The 21,754-nt window shown below is 59.6% G+C and carries 21 protein-coding genes; 11 read left to right on the top strand and 10 right to left on the bottom strand.

The features are described from left to right. Positions 1-7: 7 nt before the first annotated feature. The 3 genes from menB to AAY24_RS18535 all read right to left on the bottom strand — a co-directional run bounded on the left by menB (position 8) and on the right by AAY24_RS18535 (position 4,093). Positions 8-838: a 1,4-dihydroxy-2-naphthoyl-CoA synthase gene (menB, locus tag AAY24_RS10950; RefSeq protein ID WP_046861233.1), complete on the bottom strand. Its 831-nt coding sequence runs from the start codon at positions 836-838 to the stop codon at positions 8-10. Positions 839-981: 143 nt separating this feature from the next. After that, positions 982-2,703 (bottom strand): 2-succinyl-5-enolpyruvyl-6-hydroxy-3-cyclohexene-1-carboxylic-acid synthase, encoded by a 1,722-nt coding sequence (gene menD, locus AAY24_RS10945; RefSeq protein WP_046859709.1) that lies wholly within the window; start codon positions 2,701-2,703, stop codon positions 982-984. Then, positions 2,696-4,093, bottom strand: a complete 1,398-nt coding sequence (locus tag AAY24_RS18535; RefSeq protein ID WP_082117120.1) for an isochorismate synthase — start codon at positions 4,091-4,093, stop codon at positions 2,696-2,698. Before AAY24_RS18535 ends, menD begins: the two co-directional genes overlap by 8 nt. A gap of 355 nt (positions 4,094-4,448) precedes the next feature. On the opposite strand from AAY24_RS18535, the gene AAY24_RS10935 reads away from it, so the two are divergent. From AAY24_RS10935 to AAY24_RS10920, 4 genes are all read left to right on the top strand, one after another. Next, positions 4,449-5,054 (top strand): c-type cytochrome, encoded by a 606-nt coding sequence (locus AAY24_RS10935; protein WP_046859708.1) that lies wholly within the window; start codon positions 4,449-4,451, stop codon positions 5,052-5,054. 381 nt (positions 5,055-5,435) lie between these two features. Further along, positions 5,436-6,089, top strand: coding sequence for a thiol:disulfide interchange protein DsbA/DsbL (locus AAY24_RS10930; RefSeq protein WP_046859707.1), 654 nt, complete (start codon positions 5,436-5,438; stop codon positions 6,087-6,089). A gap of 30 nt (positions 6,090-6,119) precedes the next feature. After that, positions 6,120-6,890: an endonuclease/exonuclease/phosphatase family protein gene (locus tag AAY24_RS10925; protein WP_046859706.1), complete on the top strand. Its 771-nt coding sequence runs from the start codon at positions 6,120-6,122 to the stop codon at positions 6,888-6,890. A 3-nt stretch (positions 6,891-6,893) separates the two neighbouring features. Then, positions 6,894-8,471, top strand: coding sequence for a GGDEF domain-containing protein (locus AAY24_RS10920; protein WP_052761196.1), 1,578 nt, complete (start codon positions 6,894-6,896; stop codon positions 8,469-8,471). On the opposite strand, the gene AAY24_RS10915 is transcribed toward AAY24_RS10920, so the two are convergent. Beyond that, on the bottom strand, positions 8,472-9,071 hold the full coding sequence (locus tag AAY24_RS10915) for a hypothetical protein (protein WP_046859705.1): 600 nt from the start codon (positions 9,069-9,071) through the stop codon (positions 8,472-8,474). 208 nt (positions 9,072-9,279) lie between these two features. Between AAY24_RS10915 and AAY24_RS10910 the strand changes: the two genes are divergently transcribed. From AAY24_RS10910 to yidD, 5 genes are read left to right on the top strand one after another with little or no spacing between them, the layout of a single operon-like run. Further along, complete coding sequence (locus AAY24_RS10910; protein ID WP_082117118.1) at positions 9,280-9,921, top strand: metal ABC transporter solute-binding protein, Zn/Mn family; 642 nt, start codon at positions 9,280-9,282, stop codon at positions 9,919-9,921. Continuing rightward, positions 9,918-10,646, top strand: a complete 729-nt coding sequence (locus AAY24_RS10905) for a metal ABC transporter ATP-binding protein (protein WP_046859704.1) — start codon at positions 9,918-9,920, stop codon at positions 10,644-10,646. Before AAY24_RS10910 ends, AAY24_RS10905 begins: the two co-directional genes overlap by 4 nt. Positions 10,647-10,657: 11 nt before the next feature. Next, complete coding sequence (locus tag AAY24_RS10900; protein WP_046859703.1) at positions 10,658-11,089, top strand: metal ABC transporter permease; 432 nt, start codon at positions 10,658-10,660, stop codon at positions 11,087-11,089. After that, complete coding sequence (locus tag AAY24_RS10895) at positions 11,086-11,553, top strand: transcriptional repressor (RefSeq protein WP_046859702.1); 468 nt, start codon at positions 11,086-11,088, stop codon at positions 11,551-11,553. The genes AAY24_RS10900 and AAY24_RS10895 overlap by 4 nt, the downstream gene beginning before the upstream one ends. After that, complete coding sequence (yidD, locus tag AAY24_RS10890) at positions 11,550-11,783, top strand: membrane protein insertion efficiency factor YidD (RefSeq protein ID WP_046859701.1); 234 nt, start codon at positions 11,550-11,552, stop codon at positions 11,781-11,783. The genes AAY24_RS10895 and yidD overlap by 4 nt, the downstream gene beginning before the upstream one ends. Before the next feature lie 83 nt (positions 11,784-11,866). Here the strand turns inward: yidD and AAY24_RS10885 are convergent, their stop codons facing one another. After that, positions 11,867-13,312 (bottom strand): glyceraldehyde-3-phosphate dehydrogenase, encoded by a 1,446-nt coding sequence (locus tag AAY24_RS10885; protein WP_046859700.1) that lies wholly within the window; start codon positions 13,310-13,312, stop codon positions 11,867-11,869. A 289-nt stretch (positions 13,313-13,601) separates the two neighbouring features. After that, positions 13,602-14,324, bottom strand: coding sequence for an acetoacetyl-CoA reductase (gene phbB, locus AAY24_RS10880; RefSeq protein ID WP_046859699.1), 723 nt, complete (start codon positions 14,322-14,324; stop codon positions 13,602-13,604). Between the two features lie 363 nt (positions 14,325-14,687). Between phbB and AAY24_RS10875 the strand changes: the two genes are divergently transcribed. Beyond that, positions 14,688-15,371: a hypothetical protein gene (locus AAY24_RS10875; RefSeq protein ID WP_046859698.1), complete on the top strand. Its 684-nt coding sequence runs from the start codon at positions 14,688-14,690 to the stop codon at positions 15,369-15,371. Between the two features lie 15 nt (positions 15,372-15,386). On the opposite strand, the gene AAY24_RS10870 is transcribed toward AAY24_RS10875, so the two are convergent. From AAY24_RS10870 to AAY24_RS10855, 4 genes are all read right to left on the bottom strand, one after another. Then, positions 15,387-16,085, bottom strand: a complete 699-nt coding sequence (locus tag AAY24_RS10870; protein ID WP_261340323.1) for an exonuclease domain-containing protein — start codon at positions 16,083-16,085, stop codon at positions 15,387-15,389. 3 nt (positions 16,086-16,088) lie between these two features. Further along, positions 16,089-17,945 (bottom strand): putative nucleotidyltransferase substrate binding domain-containing protein, encoded by a 1,857-nt coding sequence (locus tag AAY24_RS10865; RefSeq protein WP_046859697.1) that lies wholly within the window; start codon positions 17,943-17,945, stop codon positions 16,089-16,091. A 315-nt stretch (positions 17,946-18,260) separates the two neighbouring features. After that, complete coding sequence (locus AAY24_RS10860; RefSeq protein ID WP_046859696.1) at positions 18,261-20,006, bottom strand: sodium:solute symporter family protein; 1,746 nt, start codon at positions 20,004-20,006, stop codon at positions 18,261-18,263. A 20-nt stretch (positions 20,007-20,026) separates the two neighbouring features. Then, a complete protein-coding gene (locus AAY24_RS10855; protein ID WP_046859695.1) occupies positions 20,027-20,290 on the bottom strand; it encodes a DUF4212 domain-containing protein in 264 nt (87 codons plus the stop codon). Positions 20,291-20,671: 381 nt separating this feature from the next. Between AAY24_RS10855 and AAY24_RS10850 the strand changes: the two genes are divergently transcribed. Beyond that, the gene (locus AAY24_RS10850) at positions 20,672-21,706 is read left to right on the top strand and encodes a GDP-D-glucose phosphorylase 1 family protein (protein ID WP_046859694.1); all 1,035 of its coding nucleotides are present in this window, start codon (positions 20,672-20,674) and stop codon (positions 21,704-21,706) included. The last annotated feature ends 48 nt before the right edge of the window (positions 21,707-21,754 follow it).

The raw sequence follows: 21,754 nt of genomic DNA, 5'->3' as shown, positions 1-21,754 counted from the left end.
GCCGTGATCAGGGACGGCGCGGAAACTTGTTGAAATCGGCCGGACGCTTCTCCACGAAGGCGTCGCGCCCCTCCTGGGCCTCGGCGGTCAGGTAGAACAGTCCGGTGGCGTTACCGGCCAGCTCCTGGATGCCGGCCAGGCCGTCGGTCTCGGCATTGAAGGAGGCCTTGAGCATGCGCAGGGCGGTGGGGGAGAGTTGCAGCATCTCCCGGCACCACTGCACGGTTTCATTCTCCAGTTCAGCCAGTGGCACCACGGTGTTGACCAGTCCCATCTGCAGTGCCTGTTGGGCATCGTACTGGCGACACAGGAACCAGATCTCCTTGGCTTTTTTCATACCCACGGTGCGGGCCAGCAGGCCGGCGCCCAGGCCGCCGTCAAAACTGCCCACCCGGGGACCGGTCTGGCCGAAGCGGGCGTTGTCGGCGGCGATGCTCAAATCGCAGATCAGGTGCAGCACATGGCCGCCGCCGATGGCGTAGCCCGCCACCATGGCCACCACCGGTTTCGGCAGGGTACGGATCTGGCGTTGCAGTTCCAGCACATTCAGATGCTCGACGCCACTGCTGTCCCGGTAGCCGCCATCGCCCCGGATGGTCTGGTCACCGCCGGAGCAGAAGGCGCGCTCGCCGGCACCGGTCAGGATGATGGCACCGATATTCGGGTCCAGGTGGGCGTGCCGGAACGCCTGGATCAGCTCCATGACGGTCTCCGGGCGGAAGGCGTTGTGCACCTGGGGCCGGTTGATGGTGATCTTGGCGATACCCTCGGCCTGATGATAGAGGATGTCATTGTACCGGGTTCCGTCGGGAACCTGCCAATCGATGCTGCTGCCCATGACTGCTCCAATGTTCTGATCGCTGAAAGCGGGCATTTTAAACAAAACGCCAGCGCTGGGTAGAATATTTGCCGCTCAGGTCTGGCCGGCTGGGGGAAACTGGTTGTTCCCGGAGTTGGTGCGGAGCCAGGTAGTGCCACTTCTCAGCTGAGGATATCATCCGTCAGGGATTGGTTGACCAGCTGTCGGTAATGGCGGTGCTGTTCGATACTGAATGCCCGATCGAGGACGACTTCGATCAACTGCGCCCCCCCCTCAGCCAGCGCCCGGCTCAGTGCCGGGCGGAATGCCGACTGCTGTGCTACCCGCTGATAGCCCAGGCGATAGAGAGCGGCGGTGTGGCGGAACTCCAGGCCGGTGGCGGTGTTCCAGTAGGTTTCATAAGTCGCCAGGCCGGACTGGGGCAGGTAGCCGAAGATCCCGCCCCCCTGGTTGTTGAGCAGGATGATCACCAGGTCACGCCCCTGTGCCGCCAGCAGTCCGTTCATGTCGTGGTAGAAGGTGAGGTCCCCCAGCAGTGCAACAGTGGCCGGATAGTCACCGTCTGTCATGCCGATAAAGGTGGAGATATTGCCGTCGATGCCACTGACACCCCGGTTGGCATGCAGATGGATGCGCTTGGTCGACGAGCCGCTCCAGCTATCCAGTTGCCGGATCGGCATGGAGTTGCCGCTGAACAGCAGGCTTCCCTCCGGCAGGCTCTCCAGTAGCTCCCGTACCAGGCAGCCCTCAAAGGGCTGGTCATCCAGGGTCTCCGGGGCCATCAGCCGTGCCACGCGCTGCTCCAGCTGCCGGAAGCGCTGCAACCAGTCTGCCGGCGCGGCAGTCGGCGCCCGGGCGACCATGGCGTCACTGAGCCGCACGGGATCGGCGATCAGGGTCAGCTCGGTATGGGGCGCCGGAACCGGCCACTGTCCGTAGGGATCACACAGAATCACCGGGGCTGTGCACAGCTCCATGAACTGTAACAGTGGTTTGGAGACCGGCAGGGCGCCGAAGCGCAGAATCCAGGCCGGCTGCAGGGATTCGGCCTGGCCCGCCAGGAAGGCGTCGTAGTGACAGATCAGCGTCGAGCAGTCTGGCGCGCCGAAGCGCAGGTTGCTCAGGGGGTCGGCCAGGATCGGGCAGTGCAGTTGCGCCGCCAGCCGGGTGACCGCCTCAGCAAATTGAAGGCCCAGGTCGGTGGCGCCGCAGATGATGATGCCGGGACCGCTGTTGATCAGGCTCAGGGCCCGATCCAGCAGCGTCGGATCGGCTGCCGGACAGGACGGCTGGATGGGCTCAACGGGGCGCGGTGCCGGCAGCTGGAGAGGATCCCCTACCAGTGGTTCCCGCAGTGGCAGGTTGATCTGTAGGGGGCCGGGATGGGGTTGCAGGGCCTGCTGGGCTGCCTGCCTGCCCAGCCGATGCAACTGCTCCCGTGCGGCGTCTTCCGCCCTGGCCGGACCGGGATCATGGAAGGCCCGCAAGTGAGAGCCGAACAGCTGCTGCTGATCGGTGGTCTGGTTGGCACCCCAGCCGTGCAGTTCGGGTGGCCGATCGGCGCTCAACAGGATCAGTGGGATATTGCTGTGACTCGCTTCGATGACTGCCGGAAACCAGTGGGCCGGGGCGCTGCCGGAGGTGGCGATGAGGATCACCGGCCGGCCACTGGCCCGGGCCAGGCCCAGGGCGAAGAAGGCGGCGCACCGTTCATCCACCTGGACGCTGATCCGGATCGCCGGGTGGGCATCACAGGCCAGTACCAGTGGTGTGGAGCGGGAGCCGGGTGAGATCACGGCCCGACTTATCCCGGCGCCCGCCAATCCGTCGATCAGCGCAAAGGCCCACTGGAGATTGATCATCCCCTGGGACGGGTCAGGCATGTTCCAGCGCCTCCAGCATGGTACCGAACTTCAGCTCGGTCTCCTGGAACTCAGCAATCGGGCAGGACTCACTGGTCACGCCGGCCCCGGCAAACAGCTCGGCACTCTCCCCTTTCAGCAGGGCGCAGCGTAACAGCACAGCCAGTTCGCCATCCCCCTGCTGGTCCAGCCAGCCGGCCGCGCCGGTGTACCAGCCCCGGGCGTCATTCTGATGGGCGCTCAGCCAGCGTCCCGCATTGGCGCTGGGAAAGCCGTTGACCGCCGCGGTGGGATGCAGATCGCTGGCGATACGCAGCAGTGTGCTGTCACCGCGCAACTCGCCGCTGATGCCGGTCCACAGGTGTTGCAGTTTGCGCAGCCGCTTGAGGGCCGGCTGATCCGGTGCATCCAGCTGATGACAGTGGGCATCGAGGCTGGCCAGGATGCCTTGCACCACCAGTGCATGTTCGTGGCGGGATTTGGGGTCGTGCAGCAGTTGTCGACCCAACAGCCGGTCCTGCTCGGGATCTGGAGCTCGGTGGATGGTGCCACCGACCGCGTCACAGTCGATCAGCACACCGCGCCGGGTGATCAGGCGCTCCGGGGTGGCGGCCGCAAAAGTGCTGCCGGCCAGTTGGATGGAGAACAGCAGGCTGCTGGGATAGAGGTCATCCAGCGAGGCCATCAGCCGGGCCGGATTGAGGGGGTGTTCCGCCCGGACACTGATGCGGCGGAACGGTACCACCTTGTCCAGGGTGCCCTGGCGGATCTGCCGGGTCGCCTTGCTGACCTGATGTATCCATTCGTCATAGGAGGGCCTGGCGGCCGTTCTGGCCAGGCGGTTGGGCGGCCGTGCCGGCTCCGGTTCGCGTCGCAACGCTTCACTCAAGGTCTCCAGCAGGTGCCGGGCCCGCAGCCGGGTGCGTGCCGGGTCGTTATGGGCGAAGCTGAAGGTCAGGGCGCAGCGATCAGCGCTCTGTTGCAGCAGCAGCTCCGGAAAGAAGATGGCGCTGTTGGGCAGGCCGCTCCAGTTCTGCTGCATGGGATCGGCCGGATCGAAGGCAAAACCGGTAAAGGCCGTGGCGCGGAATCCGCAACCGTCCAGGTCCAGGTGGTGCCAGCGATCCCGTTGCAGCTCGAACTGGTCGGACAGCATCTCGAGTCGATGACTGCCGGTTGCACTGAGCCGCAGTGCCTCGCCAATACCGAGCAGATAGTGCTGCCGGTTGGGTTCGCCCCAGTAAAACCAGTCGCCGTTCAGCTCCGGCAGGTGCTGCAGGCGCAGCTCCGGAGTCGCCAGGGTGACACTGGTCAACCGCCCGTCCCCCTGTAAGCGATGGGAGGGGAGTGTGGTCAGGACGCTTTCAAGGCGATCCAGTAGAGTCTGGGGCGATAATGGCCGGTTGGGCATCTGGCTTTGCCATCTCTGCAGTAGTCGAGAGGATGATGATACTGCATTCTTGCAGCGCGACGCATTCCATCACAGACAGAACAGCCGGGACAGGATAATTGTCAAGCCGGACTGTCAGGCGGTGGCCCACGGGCAGTGGGTTGCGGAAACGGTTGACGGGGCTGTTATGAGCCTGTAAAAAACCGGGTTGATTTGACCCGGAGCCGCGCCATCTGGTATACATGCACGGCTTTTTTCGGACCTGGGCGGTTGATGATCGATTCCCGGGTGGGTTGATTTCCGGGGGTGATTGAAAATTGTCGCCCGGTGGGTTTACTAACGACTGGGTGCGTCAGTCGACACAGCAGGTTTGACCATGAATAAATGGCTAGTTTCAGTTTCCATCCTTTTGGCTATGGCCGTCGGCACTGCTCAGGCAGCGGGCGACGCCGAGGCCGGCAAGACCAAATCCGCCGTCTGTCTCGCCTGTCACGGTGCAGATGGAAACAGTGCCAATGCGATTTGGCCGAAACTTGCGGGGCAGCATCCCAGCTATATCAAGAAGCAGCTGCTGGATTTTAAAGGGGGCGTACGCAAAAATGACCTGATGTCCCCGATGGCCACCCCGCTCAGCGAGCAGGATATGGACGATCTGGCGGCCTACTTCAGCAGTCAGGAGCAGGCACCGGGTACCGCGGCGGCAGACCAGGTAGAGCTGGGCGCCAAGATCTACCGGGCCGGTAATGCGGCTACCAACGTCGCCTCCTGCATGGCCTGCCACGGTCCTACCGGTATGGGGAATCCCGGCGCCAAGTTCCCGCGTATTTCCGGCCAGCATGCCGCTTATGTTGAGAAAATGCTTAAGGATTTCCGTTCCGGCGACCGCAGTAACGACAATGCCAAGATGATGCGGGATGTGGTAGCGCGCATGACCGATCAGGAGATCGCGGCAGTTGCCCAGTATGTGCAGGGGTTGCGCTGATTCGCCATTAAGCTATCCAGAGAACTCTTGGCGGCAGGATGGGTAAGGCTTTGCCCCCATCCTGCCGGTACCGCTCATTTCTGCTCCGCCGTCCCGGGCACTTCGTCGGCCCATCCGGTACCAACACACCTGCTGCGGGACTCGCCTGCCCGGCCACCCGGTCACCGCCGCTTTTCGATTTCAGTACCCTTTCCTCTGTCCCGAATGCCCAGCCGCAGCCCCAGGTTGCTTACTCCGTCGTAACGCGTTTTCTGCCATTTGTCATGGTGACCTGTTGAACCACGGGCGATTTGACCGGTCGGAAAGAGTCAGCAGTTTGAAGTCGGATTTATGCTCAATAATTTCACTGATTGGCCGCTTAACTCCCTTAGAGGTACAAATATGAAAAAAATCACACTGATCCGGGTACTTTCCCTGCTTAGCCTGTTGTGCGTTGGTTTTACTGCTTCCGCCCAGACAGCCCCGAAATTTGAGGAGGATCTGCATTACTTCTCCATCATTCCTGAGCAACCTGGTGGTGAGGGGGACAAAGTACAGGTGGTGGAGTTTTTCATGTATAGCTGTCCTCACTGCGATAACATGGAGCCGCACATCGAGGCGTGGCTGGAGAAAAAGCCGGACAACGTAGAGTTTGTCCGTATTCCCGCCATGTTTAATCGGCCGGATATTGTGCTGCATGCCAAGACCTTCTACGCCCTGACCCTGATGGGGCTGGAAGATGAATTGACCCCGGCGCTGTTCAGCGCGATTCATGACAAGAACCAGCGGTTGTCAGACAGCGCCCAGATGGAGGCGTTTCTGGCCGGGCAAGGGGTTGATATCGAGGCTTATCGCAAGGCGATGAAATCCTTTGCCGTGCAGACCCAGTCGCGCCGTGCAGAAGTGCTGGCGGATCGGTTTGACATCCGCACCGTGCCGGCTTTCGTCATTGACGGGAAATACCGTACCGGGGGGCTGGAACCGGCGTCGCAGATTCAGGCGATCAATTATTTAATCGATAAGGTAGTCGCTGAAAAACAGGCCAAAACACAGTAGACTTAAATAGAGAGTACTGAGGGAGTCCAAATGGGAGATACGGCTGGTTCACAGCGTCTGAAACTGCTCAGCTATAACATACAGGCTGGGATAGATACGCAGCGTTACCGCCAATACCTGACCCAGAGCTGGAAACAGGTGCTGCCGCACCGGGATAGGCAGGTCAATCTTGATCGTATCGCCGGGGTGATCCATGGTTATGACGTGGTCGGGTTGCAGGAGGTGGATTCCGGCAGTCTGCGCAGCGGTTTTGTGGATCAGACCGAATACCTGGCCAATCAGGCGGCTTTCCCTTACTGGTATAAGCAGGTCAATCGCAGCCTCGGTAAGTTGGCGCAGAACAGTAACGGCCTGCTGTCCAGGGTACGCCCCTCTGAAATCACCGAACACAAGTTGCCCGGCCTGCCCGGGCGCGGTGTGATCGTCAGCAATTTTGGCGGTCCTGCCGGTTTAACGGTCTGTATTGTGCACCTGGCACTGGGTCGACGCGCCCGGATGCGTCAGGTGGCCTTTATCCGGGAGCTGGTGGCGGGTCTGCCCCACGTGGTGGTGATGGGGGATCTCAATTTTGGTTGTGACTCCCAGGAGATGCGCTTTCTCACCGGCAACAGCGGGCTGATTCAGCCGGCCTGTCACATGAATACCTTCCCCAGCTGGCGCCCGATCCGGAAGATTGACCATATCCTGGTGTCCGACTCACTGCAGGTGGAGAACGCCAAAGTGGTTGAGTATCCGCTTTCGGACCATTTGCCGATTGGTATCGATGTCATTATCCCGTCCGGAATGCGTTTGGCGGCCTGATCAATGAGCGAACAGGAGATGACGGCCACCAAGGATTGGAAGCTCAGATACCTGGATCTGATCAAGGTGCAGGCAGCTGAGAAGGCCGACGCGGCCGAGACCGAACAGCTGCTCTGCCGTATTATTATCCGTCTGACCCTTGCCACCAGTGGTCTGGATCCCGTTCTGGACCCCCATCTCGTGTCACTGCGTAACGCGGTCAGAAAGGGCGTTCAGCCCGAGTTGAAAGAGCGTCTGACAGCGATTTCAGAGGCCCTCATCAGGGCCGAGGATCCTGTCGATACCACCACACCCTGTGATAGTTGTCTGCTTACCCGTATGGTTGCCCGTTCGGGGGCCGATGGCCGTAGGCTGAGTAAACTGCGCAAGCAGGTGGAGCAACTGTTGGCAGCCGGTGATGACGCCTCGGATCAGCAGATCGACCGGTTTCTGGAGCTGCTTACCGGCCCCGGAGCGCGTCCGGCTGCCCCCGGGTTGCTGGGTCGGCTGTTCGGTGGGGCGGGGAGTGCCGGGGGCGGTTCTCCCGCCCTTTCAGACGATGCTGTTACCCCCAATCAGCAACTGACCAAGCTGCTCAATACGTTGGATTGGCCGTCCCAGTTCAGTCTGGATATTCAGCGCATGGAGATGGAGCTGGCGACCCAACAGGACACCGGTGCCTGGATGGAGGTGCTCTCCTCCCTGCTGCAGTTGCTGTCCCGTTCGGTCGGCGAGGTGGAGACCGAGATTCGGGATACCCGTGGTTTCCTCACCGAGTTGACCAAGCGGCTGGAGGAGATCGACAAGCATGTCAGCAGTAACAACGATCTGCGGCAGGCTTCGCAGGCGGATCGGGAGTTGCTGGGCGAGTCGATGGAGCAGCGGGTTGGCGATATGCGCAGTTACATGAATAACGCCACCACGCTCTCCCAGTTGCGCAATGAGATCAGCCAGCACCTGGAGGCGATCGAGTCCCACGTGGGCAAATACCTGGTTAATGAGGCTGAGCGTCATAAAGAGGCGGAGCGCCTGGAGGTGCAGTTACGCAAGCGGCTGGATGAAGTGCAGAAAGAGAGTCGCGAGCTACGCACCAAGATGATCGAGGCGCATCGCCAGGCGGCGACCGATACCGTGACCGGACTGCCCAATCGTCTGGCTTACGAGGAGCGACTGGAGCAGGAGTTTGCCCGTTGGAAACGGTTTGGTGAACCGCTCACCCTGCTGGTGTGGGATGTGGATGATTTTAAACGCATCAATGATCGGTTCGGCCATCACGCCGGTGACAAGGCGTTACATATTATCGGCCGGAGTCTGCAGACCTCCCTGCGGGAGACCGATTTTGTGGCCCGTTTCGGGGGAGAGGAGTTTGTCATGCTGCTGACCGGTACCCAGAGCGACGACGCCGTGCACGTGGCCGAAGCGGTGCGCCGAGAAGTGAAGCAGAGTGGCATTCACTCCCTGGGTAAGCGGGTCGAAATCACCATCTCCTGTGGCATGAGCCAGTTCATCCAGGGTGATACCCCGGAGACGGTGTTTGCCCGTGCGGACAAAGCTCTGTACGAGGCAAAGCGGTCCGGCAAAGATCGCATCGTTGTTCATTGATCACTCAGTTGGGTGATCTTCTCCGGCTAACGGATTGTTGCCAGCGGGCCATACCAGTGGCTGTTGCGCATAGAAATAGGCCCAATCCCCGCTCCCTTCTCTAAGTGTCTCCAATAAGCCGCCGGTGGGTACCGCCTCGCCGGGAAATACCTGGGAGATGGCGATAAACAGTCGGGCGGCGCCGGCAGTCTGGCGCCAATTCAATTCCGGCCATTCAGCCGCTTGCTTGCACTCCGGACAATCGACCTGCCAGTCCGCTTGGGTGATCCGGTCACGCCACTCCCGGAAGCTGTGGCCGCAGCCATGGCAGCGTGGCGGGCGACAGTTATGGTCGGTTATCATGCGTTCGGCCGGGTAGGGTCCCAGCAGTTGAACGGTGCAGGTTGCCCGGGCAGATTCGCTGTTTCCAGGCAGGGGTAGATTGGGTGAGCAACCCAGAAAGGTGATACGTTGCAGAAAGCGCGGACCAGCCAGAAAACCATTGGATGGCTGGGGCAGGGGGGTGCCGATCAGGCCGGTATCCGACAGCCGTTTCAGCAGTGCCTGGAGGTCGCTGGGTGGCTGGCTGGTGGGATGCAGTATCAGGTAGCCGGGATTCATCGCGGTTCGGGGCCTCGGTATGTCTGTTCCGGCTGGCATGGTAACGGATTGGCCGCGTGGATGTCCTGTCAGATTTTGTTATGTGATAACATAACAGTTTTATCCGTAAAACCATTCGGTGTAGCTATGATCTTACGAAATCTGTTGTTAGCGCTGTTGTTGGTGACAGGCGGCGCTGTCACGGGCGGCGCTGTTTTATCGCGTCGGCATGCCTTTTGAAGATGTCTGGATGGGGACAGTGCAAAAGAATAACCCGAACATTTCTGTTCTGGATGCACGTCAGGGGCTGACACTGCGGGAGATGGAGCCGGCGGGTGGACATCACCATGATTTCGATCATCATGATCATCACCATGAGGAAGGAGGAGCGGATCCCCATATCTGGCTCGATCCCGCCAACGTGCGGATCATGATCGGCTATCTGCGTGACCGGTTGATTGAGCTGGATCCGGCGAATGCTGCGGCCTACAAGGAGAATCATGACCGCTTTAAGCAGGAGTTGCTGGCGCTAGAAGAGGAAATTCACACCCTTCTGCAGCCGCTGGAAGGGCGCAGTTTCATGGTGTTTCACCCCTCCTGGGGCTATTTTGCCGATGCTTTCGGCCTGCGGCAGGTGTCGATCGAAAGTGAGGGGAAAGAGGCCGGTGCGCGCACCCTGACTCGCCTGATGGAACAGGCAAAGAGGGAGCGAGTCCAGGTGATTTTTGTGCAGCAACAGTTCAGTCGTGACCAGGCTGCAACGCTGGCGAGTGCCATGGGGGCCCGGTTGGTAACACTTAACCCGCTGGCGGAGTCCTACCTGGACAATCTGCGTCAGGTCGCCCGTTCAATCAGCGAGGCCTATCAATGAACGCGCCGGTGGTGTCACTGCAGGATGTCTCTTTCTCCTACGGTGGCCCGTTGGTGCTGGATGGGGTCCACCTGGAGATCGCCGAGCACGAGTTTATCGGCATTGTGGGTCCCAATGCGGGGGGCAAGAGCACCCTGCTGAAGTTGATGCTGGGGCTGCTGGAACCACCCAAGGGTAAAGTGCGGGTGTTGGGCAAGCCGCCGGAACAGAGCCGCAGACAGATCGGCTATGTCCCCCAGTATCCCCAGTTCAGCCGCGACTTTCCCATAACCGTCGAGCAGACGGTGCTGATGGGACGGCTGGGTACATCCGGGCTGTTCGGAAACTACCGGCGCCGTGACAGGGAGGCGGCCCGTCAGGCCATGGCCGAAACCGAGGTGTTGAATCTTGCCGCCAGGCAGCTTTGTACCCTGTCGGGTGGGCAGCTGCAACGGGTGCTGGTGGCCCGGGCATTGGCCTGTGATCCCCGTATCCTGATACTGGATGAGCCGACCGCTAACATCGATATGCGTATCGAGACGGAAATCTTCGATCTGTTGAAACGTTTTAATGAACGGATGACCATCGTGGTGGTTTCCCCCGATGTCGGTTTCATCTCCGGTTATGTGAACCGGGTTGCCTGTCTGAATCGCACCCCGATCTGTCACTCCACCGCCTCGATTGATGGAGACGCCATACATGCGCTCTATGATGCGGATGTGCGGATGGTGGAGCATCGGCACTGAGGGACGGGGGTATGATGGAAGTATTTACAGCACTTTGGGAATATCCGTTTCTGCAGCATGCGCTGATTGGTGGTCTGCTGGCCAGTATCGGCTGCGGCATCATCGGTAGTTACGTGGTGGTCAAACGGATTGGATTCATGGCCGGCGGCATCTCCCACAGCGTACTGGGTGGAATGGGCATCGCCTTTTTTATCGGTGCGAGTCCACTGGGTGGTGCGCTGGTGGCGGCGGTGACCGTGGTGCTGCTGATCCAGGTGGTGGGCCTTATTCTGGTCATTGCGCTGTTTACCCTGTCAGGGCTGTTTATCTCCTATACGCCCGACCTGCCGGCGGGTGCCACCATTATCCTGGTGGCGGGAGTTACCTATATGATCTCGCTGCTCTATACTACGGGGCGGAAACGGAGGGATCTGCGCCGGCAATTGACGAAGGTGGTGCAATGAAAGCGGACTCCTGTAGTACGGACTGTGGAAAAATATTGCGTGTGGCGGAGCAGCTTTGCGAGGGGCGGGGTGCCCGGTTGACCCCCCAGCGTCGTCAGGTGCTGGAAATTCTCTGCACCAGCGGCGAGCCACTGGGTGCCTACGATATCCTGGAACTGCTGAAGAGTGGCGTGCCAACTGCCAAACCGCCGACTGTCTATCGGGCCCTGGAGTTTCTGCTGGAACATGGATTGGTGCATCGCATCGAGTCCCTGAATGCCTACGTGGGTTGTGTGCATCTGGACCATCCTCACTCCAGCCAGTTCCTGATCTGTCGGGATTGTGGTGAAGTGCGGGAGCTGGAGAGTCGCAGCGTGGAGCGTACCCTGGGCAGTGCAGTCAAAGAGTGTGGTTTCAAGGCGGATTCACGGGTCATCGAAGTGACCGGCCGCTGTCAGCGCTGCAGTCAACGGGGGCAAGCATGAAACGGTTGGTGCTGCTGGTATTGAAGGGCTACAGCTACCTGATCAGTCCGTTGCTGGGGAACAACTGCCGTTACTATCCCAGCTGCTCCGCCTACACCCGGGAGGCGGTGGAGATCCACGGCGTGCTGCGCGGGCTGTGGATGGGTACCCGGCGCATTCTGCGCTGTCATCCGTTCCATGAGGGGGGCTATGATCCGGTACCGGGCTCGGAGTGCCGGCACAAGCATTGATTCATGATGGGATAGCGGGCCTGTTTCGGCCCTGATCACTCAACGGCCCACTTCCCCGCCGGCCGGGGAAGTGGCGCACTGTCTCAGGCTGGCAGATTCTTCAGCTTCAGTCCGGTCATGTTCTGCATCACTCGAATCACCTGGTTGCTGTAACCGGCCTCGTTGTCATACCAGACATAGAGCACAGCCCGATTCTCCTCCACAATGGTGGCGGCCGAGTCCACGATGCCGGCCTCGGTGGAGCCAACCAGATCACTGGAGACCAGTTCGGTGGAGGTGGTGTAGCCGATCTGCTCGCACAGGGGGGAGTTCAGGGATGCCTCCCGCAGCAGACCGTTCAGCTCCTCCACACTGGTGTTCCGGCCCAGGTTCAGGTTCATCAGCGCCATGGAGACGTTGGGGGTGGGCACCCGGATAGCGTTGCCGGTCAGTTTGCCGGACAGTTCCGGCAGCGCCTTGGCCACCGCCTTGGCGGCACCAGTGGAAGTGATCACCATGTTCAGCGGGGCACTGCGTCCGCGTCTCTCCGCCTTGTGATAGTTGTCGATCAGGTTCTGATCGTTGGTGTAGGCGTGGATGGTCTCCAGATGGCCGCTGTTGATACCCAGGCTTTCGTTCAGCACCTTCAGTACCGGCACGATGGCGTTGGTGGTGCAGGAGGCGGCGCAGAGAATCCGGTCATCGGGTGTGATTTCCTGGTGATTGACGCCGTAAACGATATTCTTGATGTCGCCCTTGGCGGGTGCCGTCAGTAACACCTTGGCGGTACCTTTCGATTTCAGGTGCAGTCCCAGGCCCGCTTCATCTTTCCAGATGCCGGTGTTGTCCACCACCAGGGCGTCGTTAATGCCGTACTGGGTATAGTCGATGGAGTCCGGCGAGTCGGCGTAGATAACCTGGATGTAGTTGCCATTGGCGATGATGGCGTTGTTCTCTTCATCGGTGATGATGGAGCCGTTAAACGGTCCGTGCACCGAATCCCGGCGCAGCAGGCTGGCGCGCTTTTTCAGATCGCCTTGCCGTCCTCCCCGGACCACGATGGCTCGCAGGCGCATCTTGTTGCCGGCCCCGGTGCGTTCGATCAGCAGGCGTGCCAGCAGACGACCAATACGACCGAAACCATACAGCACCACATCCTGCGGACCGGGCAGCGGGCTCTTCTTGCCGGTGTTGATCTCCGCCAGCTGCTGCTCCAGGAAAGCCTGCATGCTGATCTCATGCGGCAGGGTCAGGTAGGTGCTGCAGAGCTTACCCAGGTCGATCCGGGCCGGTGCCAGATCCATGCTGGCGATCGCTTCCAGCATGGCAAAAGAGACCGTGATATCCAGCTCTTCTCCCACCATCTGGCGGGCATAACGATGCGCCTTGAGGATATCGATGGTAGTGGCGTTCATCAGCCGGCGGCCGTACATGAGGATTACCAACCCGCTGTCACGATAGAGTTGTCCCACCAGCGGAATCATCTGCTCCGCCAGGGTCTGGCGGTCTTTCCACTCATTCAGGTACTGTTCACTTGCATTCAAGCCCATATCTCAACCGCCTCTAACGTGCTGTTTATTCGATTAAAGAAGAGTTTATTGGTCCATATACACCGCTGGTGTGCGCGGATAATAGCAGAAAACAGGGGTTTTGTGCGGCGCAAAAACAAAAAATATAAAAAATAATTGGACGATTGTACTAATGTTCTGGTTTTGGTTTTGTCTTGGCCTGTGCGGGTACTGGAGAGGTCAGAACGGTGAACAGCTGGCTTTTCGGGCGGGGTGATCGGTGGATCAGGCCGGGCCGGAGCCGGGCATGATGCCCGGCCCCGTGCGGTTGCTAGTACATGTGCTGGCCGCCATTGATGGAGAGGGTGGATCCGGTGATGAATCCGGCATTGTCATCCACAAGAAACAGCACGCTGCGTGCGATATCTTCCGGTTGTCCCAAGCGGCCAACCGGGATGGTGCGGATGATTTTCTGTAACACTTCCGCCGGTACCGCCCGGACCATGTCTGTCTCCACATAGCCCGGCGCGATTGCGTTGACGGTAATCCCCTTGGTGGCGCCCTCCAGGGCCAGGGCCTTGGTAAAGCCGTGGATACCGGACTTGGCGGCGGCATAGTTGACCTGTCCGTACTGGCCGGCCTGTCCATTGACTGAACCGATGTTGACAATGCGTCCGAAATTCCGCTCACGCATGCCGTCGATCACGCAGCGACAGGTGTTGAAACAGGAGGCGAGGTTGGTCTGTATAACCTTATCCCACTGGTCGAAACCCATCTTGTGCATGGTGCCGTCGCGGGTGATACCGGCGTTGTTGACCAATACCTCGACCGGCCCACTGGATGATTCGATCGATGCGATGCCGGCGGTGACCTGATCAAAGTCGCTTACGTCGAATTTTACTGCCTGAATGCCGGTACGTTTTGTAAATTCGGCGGCGGCTTGGTCATTACCGGCATAGTTGGCCACGACCTCATATCCGTTGTTTTTCAATGCGACACAAATTGCCTCGCCGATGCCGCGGGTGCCGCCTGTTACCAATGCTACTCGCCCCATGGTCTACTCCTTCTGATACTTTTTTAATGGTGAGATGTGGATACTCATAAGATAGCGCCCGGCTGTGGCGATTTGTGACGCCACCTGATATCTGCTCAGTCAGGCCTGTCTCCGTTTCCATCGTGCCCATCAGATCATGCCTGTTTCTGGTGGGACTTTGATAAGTGTAGTCCATACAGGATTCGCTCCTGCGGCTTCCTGCAGGGGTGACCGTGGCAGTGCCTGTACGGCCGATTTCGTTCTGGCGATGCAAACGCGTTGGGCGGTAGTCAGTTGCTGATGGATAGAGTTGCCATTTATTGTTAAATCACGTGAAATACCCGTAATGAGCAACCAATCAAACCAGCCGGACAATCCACTCCCATGAAATTCCTTTCGTTTTTTCACCTGGCGCTGGTGATCGTTTTCGCCGCCCTCAACGGCATCATGCTCTATCTGTTCATGCTGCAACTCCCTTTTGGATTGGATCCTTTCTTGATCAGTCTCGCCGCCTGGGACCAACTGAGTCCACAGATAGTGTATGTGGCGATTATATGCAGTCTGATCGCGGTGGCCGGGGCGCTGTTGGTGCAGCGGTTGTCAGATAGCTGGAAAAACCGCTTGCTCTATGCCCGTGGCCAGTATCCCCATCCCGCCAGTGATGTCTTTCTGTCCAGTCGCAAACAACCGTTCGAAGCGGCAGATCTGCAGGCGAAGTTCTCCCGGGTGAAGGACGCCGGATTCAGTCGCAAGGTGCAGACCGAGGTGTGGCAGGAGGCCTATCTGCGACAGTCGGGCAAGCCGGTAGTGCTGAATACCCGGATTCATTGGAGTATGTTGCGGGACCTCTACGTACTGGCGCTCTATTTTCTGGTTTTTTTCCTGATTGGCTGGGTGATCAATCTCGGCGTACCGTTCCAGATCGTCGCTATCTACCTGTTTCTGTATGGCACCCAGACCCTGTTCCTGATGCTGACCGCGCGGCGCACCGGGTATCGGTTGGTGGATAATGTGCTGGCGTTGGAGTTGGGCCTGGGTGATGGGGCGGCTAAATCGTCGGGTAAGTAATGTTGTGGTGGTGGTCTAGCTGACCACCACCAGGTCTTTCAGTCGCAGGGCCCGCTTGGTGCGCCGATAGGCGGCCTGGGCCAAGAACAGTTCCCCAGCGGCCAGGGCGTCCGTCAGGGCGTTATGGGCCGGGTAACGGGGCAGGCCGTAGCGAGCCCGGGCCTTGGCCAGGCGCAGATCGCCGGAGCGGATGGCGCGATCCTCGCGTCGGAACTGGCGCACCTCCAGTGCCAGGGTATCCACCACGGGACAGAGAAAGGGGTAACCGTACAGGTCCTGGCAGGCGTGATTGAGGAACTCGTACTCGATGGCAGCGTGATGGGCCAGCAGCGCTTTGCCTTTCAAGGCGTCCAGAATACCCGGTAACACCTCCTCCAGGGGCTGGGCCTCGGCAGCCCGGTCATGCAGAATGCCGTGCACCACGGCGGACGACTCCGGAATGTCCATAGTGGGTCTGATCAGGGTGTGGGCGGCATCACCCAGCAGTATCCGGTCACCCCGCAGGGTAACGTACCCGACGCTCAGGAGCTGATCGTGACCCGCCTCCAGTCCGGTGGTTTCAAAGTCAATCGCCAGGTAGTCCACCTGGCGCCAATCATTCTCCCGGGAGGGGAATGGGGTGTCGTAAAACTCCCGCAGCGGCCCGTCCGGCATCTTGCGCATCCACCAGTTTCGGCGCTCCTCCAGGTTGAACAGATACTTCCAGATCGACACCGGCTACCTCTGGTACCGTTGGCTGAGTACATTCTGCATGGTACGGACAACCGAGAAGGCGTCCTTCAGATGACTGCGTTCGAAATGGGACAGGTCATCCGGTGACATGTAGTTGTCCGGGGCCTCGCCCGCCTTGATCTGCCGGGCCTGGTGGCGGATGCGCAGGGAGCTGACAAACTCCAGGGCGTCCCGCAGGTCGTGGGCGCCGCCGTGGGACACCTCGCCACCGGCTGCCACCTCCTTGAGCCGGTCCTGGGTATTGATGGCGTGGCTGCCGGCAGCCAGGGCGTACACCCGGGCCAGATCCACAATCGGCACGATCCCGGTGTGTTTCAGGTCGAAGGTGTGGTCGTGTTCGCCGCCGCTGATCAGCACGAAGTTGCGGAAAAAGCCCAGTGGCGGCTTGGAGTTCAGGGCGTTACCGGCCATGTAGGCCAGGAAGATCTGGTTGCCACGGGTCTTGTCGAGCAGGTATTGGCGCAGCTCCCTGAACAGCTCTTTCTCGCCGTAGATGCAGCGCAGATCGAAAAATACGCAGGTCAACATGAGCGCCTTCGGCTCGGGTTGATTGACCCACTGGTTGAAATAGCGCTTCCAGCTGTCCATCGGCTGACGCCATTTATCGGTGACGGCCATCATTTCACCGGGACAGTAGACATAACCGCAGGCGTTCAGGCCGTCGCAGACAAACTGGGAGAGTGTCTTGAAATAGGTGCCATGGGCCTTCTCGTCATAAGCGTTGTCGAGTACCAGGCAGTTGTCCTGATCCGACTTGGCGGTCTGTTCGCTGCGCGCCTGGGAGCCAGCCGCGACCCAGGCGTAGGGTACCGGTGGTGGACCCAGCTGTTCTTCGGCCAGCTGCAACAGGCGCACCGTAATGGCGTCCACTACGGCGGTAATAACGTGGCCAATACTGTTGGCCGTGGCATCGGCCGCGGCCAGGTTGGTCAACAGTTGTGGCAGCTTGGCACTGATGCTGGCCAGTCCCTCCACTTCGTGCTGCTTGTAGATGGAACCGACCAGGTAGACCGCCGAGGTGGAGTTGCGCTCGGCAAAGTCGGTCGCGGTCAGCATACCGGCCACTTCGCCGTTCCGCAGTATCGGCAGGTGATGGATGTTGGCCCGGGCCATCTGCAACATGGCATCGAAGGCGTAGTCGCCCGCCTCCAGTGTCTGGGGGTCGGCGGTCATGATGGTACTCACGGGTTGACTGGTGTCCAGCCCCTTGGCCACCACCCGGCGGCGCAAGTCCCGGTCTGTGACAATACCAACCAGCTTGCTCTCTTCAGTGATCAGGATTGAGGAGACGCGCTCTTCCGACATGACGCCGGCGGTCTCCTGGATGGATGCACTGGGTGGCATGCTGATCGGGGCACGGCTGATCATATCGCCGATCTGGGTGGTCATGAGTCCCAACTGGGCGCTGCCAACCTCACCGGCACCGCTGATGGCGTCACGTAGCCGGTCGCCACCGGCCGGTTCAAAGTAATAGGAAAACTGTGGGTGCTCCCGGCAGAAGCGGTCCACTTCGGACGCCGGCAGCAGGTAGAGCAGGCTGTCCTCCATCGCCGTGCCCCGAAACTCCGCGTGCCCCTCCATGTGGGATGCACGATAACCGAACAGATCCCCCTCACCCAGTTGGGCCAGCAGTTCGTCCTGGGTGCCATGGATCTCCACCGCGCCACTGCGTACCAGGTAGAGATAGTCATCGATACTGCCGGTATCGGGTATGGTGCTGTCGCGCCTGAAATACCTCACCTGCAGCAGTTCCGGCATCTGGTTGAGTGCCTCTGCCGGAAGTTGGTTGAAGGGGTGGTAGGCGGCGAGAAAGTCCCGGATCTCAATCAGTTCAATTTCCATGTTCTGCTCCTGGTCTGCCAGGGGTGCTGGCGCATCTGGTCCGTTGGTTGATCCCGGTCACTGCCCGGGGCCATTTATAGTTATCGGTTCCGTGTCCGGTGTGCCTGGCCGCTGGAGTCGATCGCTGTGGCAGGCCACTGCGTCACCCGGCAGGCAAAGTCGGGCTGTTCAGCCGTGATTCTTCCATCTATGGGTGTATCTTAAAAGGCCGCCCAGGCTGCCCCTGTTTTTTATCATATGTTTTCATCCCGGGGCACAAAAAAAGGGCCTGCGCGAGGCAGGCCCTATCTTAACATCACATTTGACTAACTGTGATTAGTGGCCGGTGGCTCCACCTGCACCCCGGGGGGTACGGATGTCCTCGACCATGTGCTGGATATGCTCGGGTGGCTCTGCGGTCACCTTGGATACCAGAATGGCTGATGCGAAGTTCAGTATCGCGCCTACCGCACCGAACGCCTCGGGTGAGATACCCAGGAGCCAGTTGTCAGGCGTATTGGCGGACATTGCGGTACCCGGAATGAAGAACCAGCCCTTGAACCAGAAGATGTAGAGCAGGGTGGTACCCAGGCCCACCAGCATGCCGGTGACTGCACCGGTGTTGTTGATGCGTTTGTTGAAGATACCCATCATCAATGCCGGGAAGATCGAGCTGGCGGCCAGACCGAACGCCAGCGCCACCACCTGGGCGGCGAAGCCGGGGGGGTTCAGACCGAAATAACCCGCTACCGCAATGGCACCCGCCATGGAGATACGGGCCGCCATGAGTTCGCCTTTCTCCGTGATCTGGGGATTGAAAATACCCTTCAACATATCATGAGAAATGGCGGAGGCGATGGCCAGTAGCAGACCTGCCGCGGTAGAGAGCGCCGCAGCCAGGCCACCTGCGGCCACCAGGGCAATAACCCAGTTTGGCAGCTGAGCAATCTCCGGGTTGGCCAGTACCATGATGTCACGGTCGACGGTCAACTCGTTGGCAGTGCCTTCAGCTTTCGGACCACGGTACTCGATGCGACCGTTACCGTTCTTGTCCTCGAACTTGAGCAGACCGGTGGTCTCCCAGGTCTTGAACCACTGGGGACGTTCAGCGTACTCCAGTGCGCCATCAGCTGCCGCAACAGCCCCCGGCTGTACCGTATGGACCAGGTTCAGCATGGCCATGGCACCCACGGCCGGAGCGGTGGTGTAGAGGAGGCTGATGAACACCAGTGCCCAGCCAGCGGATGAACGGGCGTCCTTCACCTTGGGTACGGTGAAGAAGCGGATGATCACGTGGGGCAGGCCCGCGGTACCGATCATCAGTGAGAAGGTGTAGAGCACCAGGTTCAGCGTGTTGGTCTTCTGCGCGGTATATTGCGCGAAGCCGAGATCCACAATGGTCTGGTCCAGCTTGGCCAGCAGCGGGGTATTGTCCGCCACGGTGTTGCTGAACATGCCCAGCTGCGGGATCGGGTTACCGGTCAACTGCAGGGAGATGAAGATGGCCGGAATGGTGTAGGCCATGATCAGTACGCAGTACTGGGCGATCTGGGTGTAGGTGATACCCTTCATGCCACCGAGTACCGCGTAGAAGAACACGATAGCCATACCGATGTAGAGACCGGTGTCGTACTCCACTTCCAGGAAGCGGCCAAAGGCCACGCCGATACCCTTCATCTGACCGATTACATAGGTCAGTGAAGCGACGATCAGACAGATCACCGCCACGACACGGGCGGTCTGGGAATAGTAGCGATCGCCGATAAACTCCGGCACAGTGAACTTGCCGAACTTACGCAGGTAGGGCGCCAGCAGCATTGCCAGCAGTACATAACCGCCGGTCCAGCCCATCAGGAACAGGGAGGCGTCATAGCCCTGGAAGGCGATAATTCCGGCCATGGAGATGAAGGATGCGGCTGACATCCAGTCGGCGGCGGTAGCCATACCGTTGGCTACCGGGTGCACGCCGCGACCGGCAGCGTAGAATTCGCCGGTACTGCTGGCCCGGGCCCATACGGCGATGCCGATATAGAGCGCGAAGGTCAGGCCGACGACAATGTAAGTAAGTGTTTGTAGTTCCATTAATTCGGACCCCTTAATTTTTAGTCTTCATGTACGTCGAATTGACGATCCAGCTGATTCATCTTGTAGGCGTAGAAGAAAACCAACACCAGGAAGACGATCATGGAGCCCTGTTGTGCGAACCAGAAGCCGAGGTCGGTGCCGCCGATATGGATGCCGGACAGCATGGGGCGAAGGATGATGCCGAATCCGTATGAACATACGGCCCAGATCACCAGACAGATTGTGATGAGCCTGACATTGGCCTTCCAATAGGCCATGCCAGACGGGTCTTGTGTACTCATTATTAAGTCCTCCGGTTTATTAGTAGTGCGCGTTCGCTCTTTATTACGTGCCGGTCGGTTGCGGGTGGATCATGACCGTTCCACGTAGAGGCGGAGTGCCATAACAGCTTGTGACTCTGAAACTCCTTCTTCGCGACCGCGCTTCATTCTGCATGATTTAGGCCAGAAAAAACAATTGATATTTTTATCAACAAGATACTGAATATAGGCCAATTTCGGGCTTTGTGCAGATAAGGTTTACTGTTACCGCAGGTAGCGTTAGGGTGTGCGGTTGCGGGGAATTTCGTTACCATAAGTAACAGCCTGACGCTGGTCTCTGCGCTAACTGTGGCGGGTGCTACCATGTCCCAATGTGAACTAATCAACCCAGACTGAAATTTAATGAGCCATTCTTTGTTTGAATCACCGGAAACTTATCAGAGCGCCTTTATCGCTGGTCTCAATACCATGTTGTCGGGATACGATGAGCTGGGCGTGTTTATTCTGGTGCTGGCCAACGCCATGATGGAGCCGGAGATCTGGGACGGCCTGTCCGGGCCATTGCGGCAGAAATTTTCCCGGCTGTCAGCGCGACCGGGGGACTCCCTGGACGACGCCGTGGATGATCGGGCCGTCTTTTCCCAGCTGATGAGCCTGGGACTGGATCATCTCGGCCCGATCAGATTGCGCCATGCCGGCCCCTGGGAGTTGCAGTTCAACCCGCTGCGGGTGTTGCGACCACCCCGTATGGTGCAGCAGCGGGTGACCGGGCTGGCGGCACCTTTTGATCCGGACGGATTTCATTTTGCCAAACCTTTTCTGCGCAAGGAGATATTCTGGCGCGGCAGACTGGAGGGGCGGGATGTAACCCTGCTGTACAACAAGTTCCCCTTCGTCCGGCTGCTGGGGCTGCTGGTGCCGGAAGCCCGGGAGGGACGGCCCCAGTACCTGCAGCAGTCCGATCATGACTACCTCTGGCAGGTTGTGGCGGGCCTGGGGCAGGGGCTGCCGGGGGTTGGTGTCGGTTATAACAGTTACGGGGCCTGTGCCTCAGTGAATCACCTCCATTTCCATCTGTTTGTGCGGGATGAGCCATTGCCCGTGAGCGCCGCCCACTGGGCTCACAACGGCGGGCAAGAACCCTATCCGGCGACCTGTTACCGATTTGATTCTGCCCAGGAGGCGTGGCGTTTTATCCTGGAACTGCACGGCCATAAAGTGCCCTATAACCTGATTGCCTATCCCGGTGTGCTCTACTGTCTGCCCCGTATGCCCCAGGGCAGTCGGGCGTTGCCACCCTGGAGCGGTGGCTATGGCTGGTACGAGATGGCTGGTGGTTGTGTGCCCCTGGATGTGACCCACTTCGATCGGCTCCAGGAGCGGCAGTTGGTGGATCAGTTACGGGCGACCACTGCTGATTTGGCTTTGCCCGGGTAATCCAGGCAGGCCCCCTTGTGATGGCCGGCTGCTCGATCGGTTCATCCT

It is taken from the genome of Sedimenticola thiotaurini (genome assembly GCF_001007875.1).
Classification (GTDB): Bacteria; Pseudomonadota; Gammaproteobacteria; order Chromatiales; family Chromatiaceae; genus Sedimenticola; species Sedimenticola thiotaurini.
Note: the sequence above shows the minus strand (reverse complement) of the source record. Positions and strands in the feature narration are given on the sequence as shown.

Coding starts and splice junctions, on each gene's coding strand:
- menB (WP_046861233.1), bottom strand. CDS start 838: ATGGGCAGCAGCATCGATTGGCAGGTTCCCGACGGAACCCGGTACAAT.
- menD (WP_046859709.1), bottom strand. CDS start 2,703: ATGCCTGACCCGTCCCAGGGGATGATCAATCTCCAGTGGGCCTTTGCG.
- AAY24_RS18535 (WP_082117120.1), bottom strand. CDS start 4,093: ATGCCCAACCGGCCATTATCGCCCCAGACTCTACTGGATCGCCTTGAA.
- AAY24_RS10935 (WP_046859708.1), top strand. CDS start 4,449: ATGAATAAATGGCTAGTTTCAGTTTCCATCCTTTTGGCTATGGCCGTC.
- AAY24_RS10930 (WP_046859707.1), top strand. CDS start 5,436: ATGAAAAAAATCACACTGATCCGGGTACTTTCCCTGCTTAGCCTGTTG.
- AAY24_RS10925 (WP_046859706.1), top strand. CDS start 6,120: ATGGGAGATACGGCTGGTTCACAGCGTCTGAAACTGCTCAGCTATAAC.
- AAY24_RS10920 (WP_052761196.1), top strand. CDS start 6,894: ATGAGCGAACAGGAGATGACGGCCACCAAGGATTGGAAGCTCAGATAC.
- AAY24_RS10915 (WP_046859705.1), bottom strand. CDS start 9,071: ATGAATCCCGGCTACCTGATACTGCATCCCACCAGCCAGCCACCCAGC.
- AAY24_RS10910 (WP_082117118.1), top strand. CDS start 9,280: ATGCCTTTTGAAGATGTCTGGATGGGGACAGTGCAAAAGAATAACCCG.
- AAY24_RS10905 (WP_046859704.1), top strand. CDS start 9,918: ATGAACGCGCCGGTGGTGTCACTGCAGGATGTCTCTTTCTCCTACGGT.
- AAY24_RS10900 (WP_046859703.1), top strand. CDS start 10,658: ATGATGGAAGTATTTACAGCACTTTGGGAATATCCGTTTCTGCAGCAT.
- AAY24_RS10895 (WP_046859702.1), top strand. CDS start 11,086: ATGAAAGCGGACTCCTGTAGTACGGACTGTGGAAAAATATTGCGTGTG.
- yidD (WP_046859701.1), top strand. CDS start 11,550: ATGAAACGGTTGGTGCTGCTGGTATTGAAGGGCTACAGCTACCTGATC.
- AAY24_RS10885 (WP_046859700.1), bottom strand. CDS start 13,312: ATGGGCTTGAATGCAAGTGAACAGTACCTGAATGAGTGGAAAGACCGC.
- phbB (WP_046859699.1), bottom strand. CDS start 14,324: ATGGGGCGAGTAGCATTGGTAACAGGCGGCACCCGCGGCATCGGCGAG.
- AAY24_RS10875 (WP_046859698.1), top strand. CDS start 14,688: ATGAAATTCCTTTCGTTTTTTCACCTGGCGCTGGTGATCGTTTTCGCC.
- AAY24_RS10865 (WP_046859697.1), bottom strand. CDS start 17,945: ATGGAAATTGAACTGATTGAGATCCGGGACTTTCTCGCCGCCTACCAC.
- AAY24_RS10860 (WP_046859696.1), bottom strand. CDS start 20,006: ATGGAACTACAAACACTTACTTACATTGTCGTCGGCCTGACCTTCGCG.
- AAY24_RS10855 (WP_046859695.1), bottom strand. CDS start 20,290: ATGAGTACACAAGACCCGTCTGGCATGGCCTATTGGAAGGCCAATGTC.
- AAY24_RS10850 (WP_046859694.1), top strand. CDS start 20,672: ATGAGCCATTCTTTGTTTGAATCACCGGAAACTTATCAGAGCGCCTTT.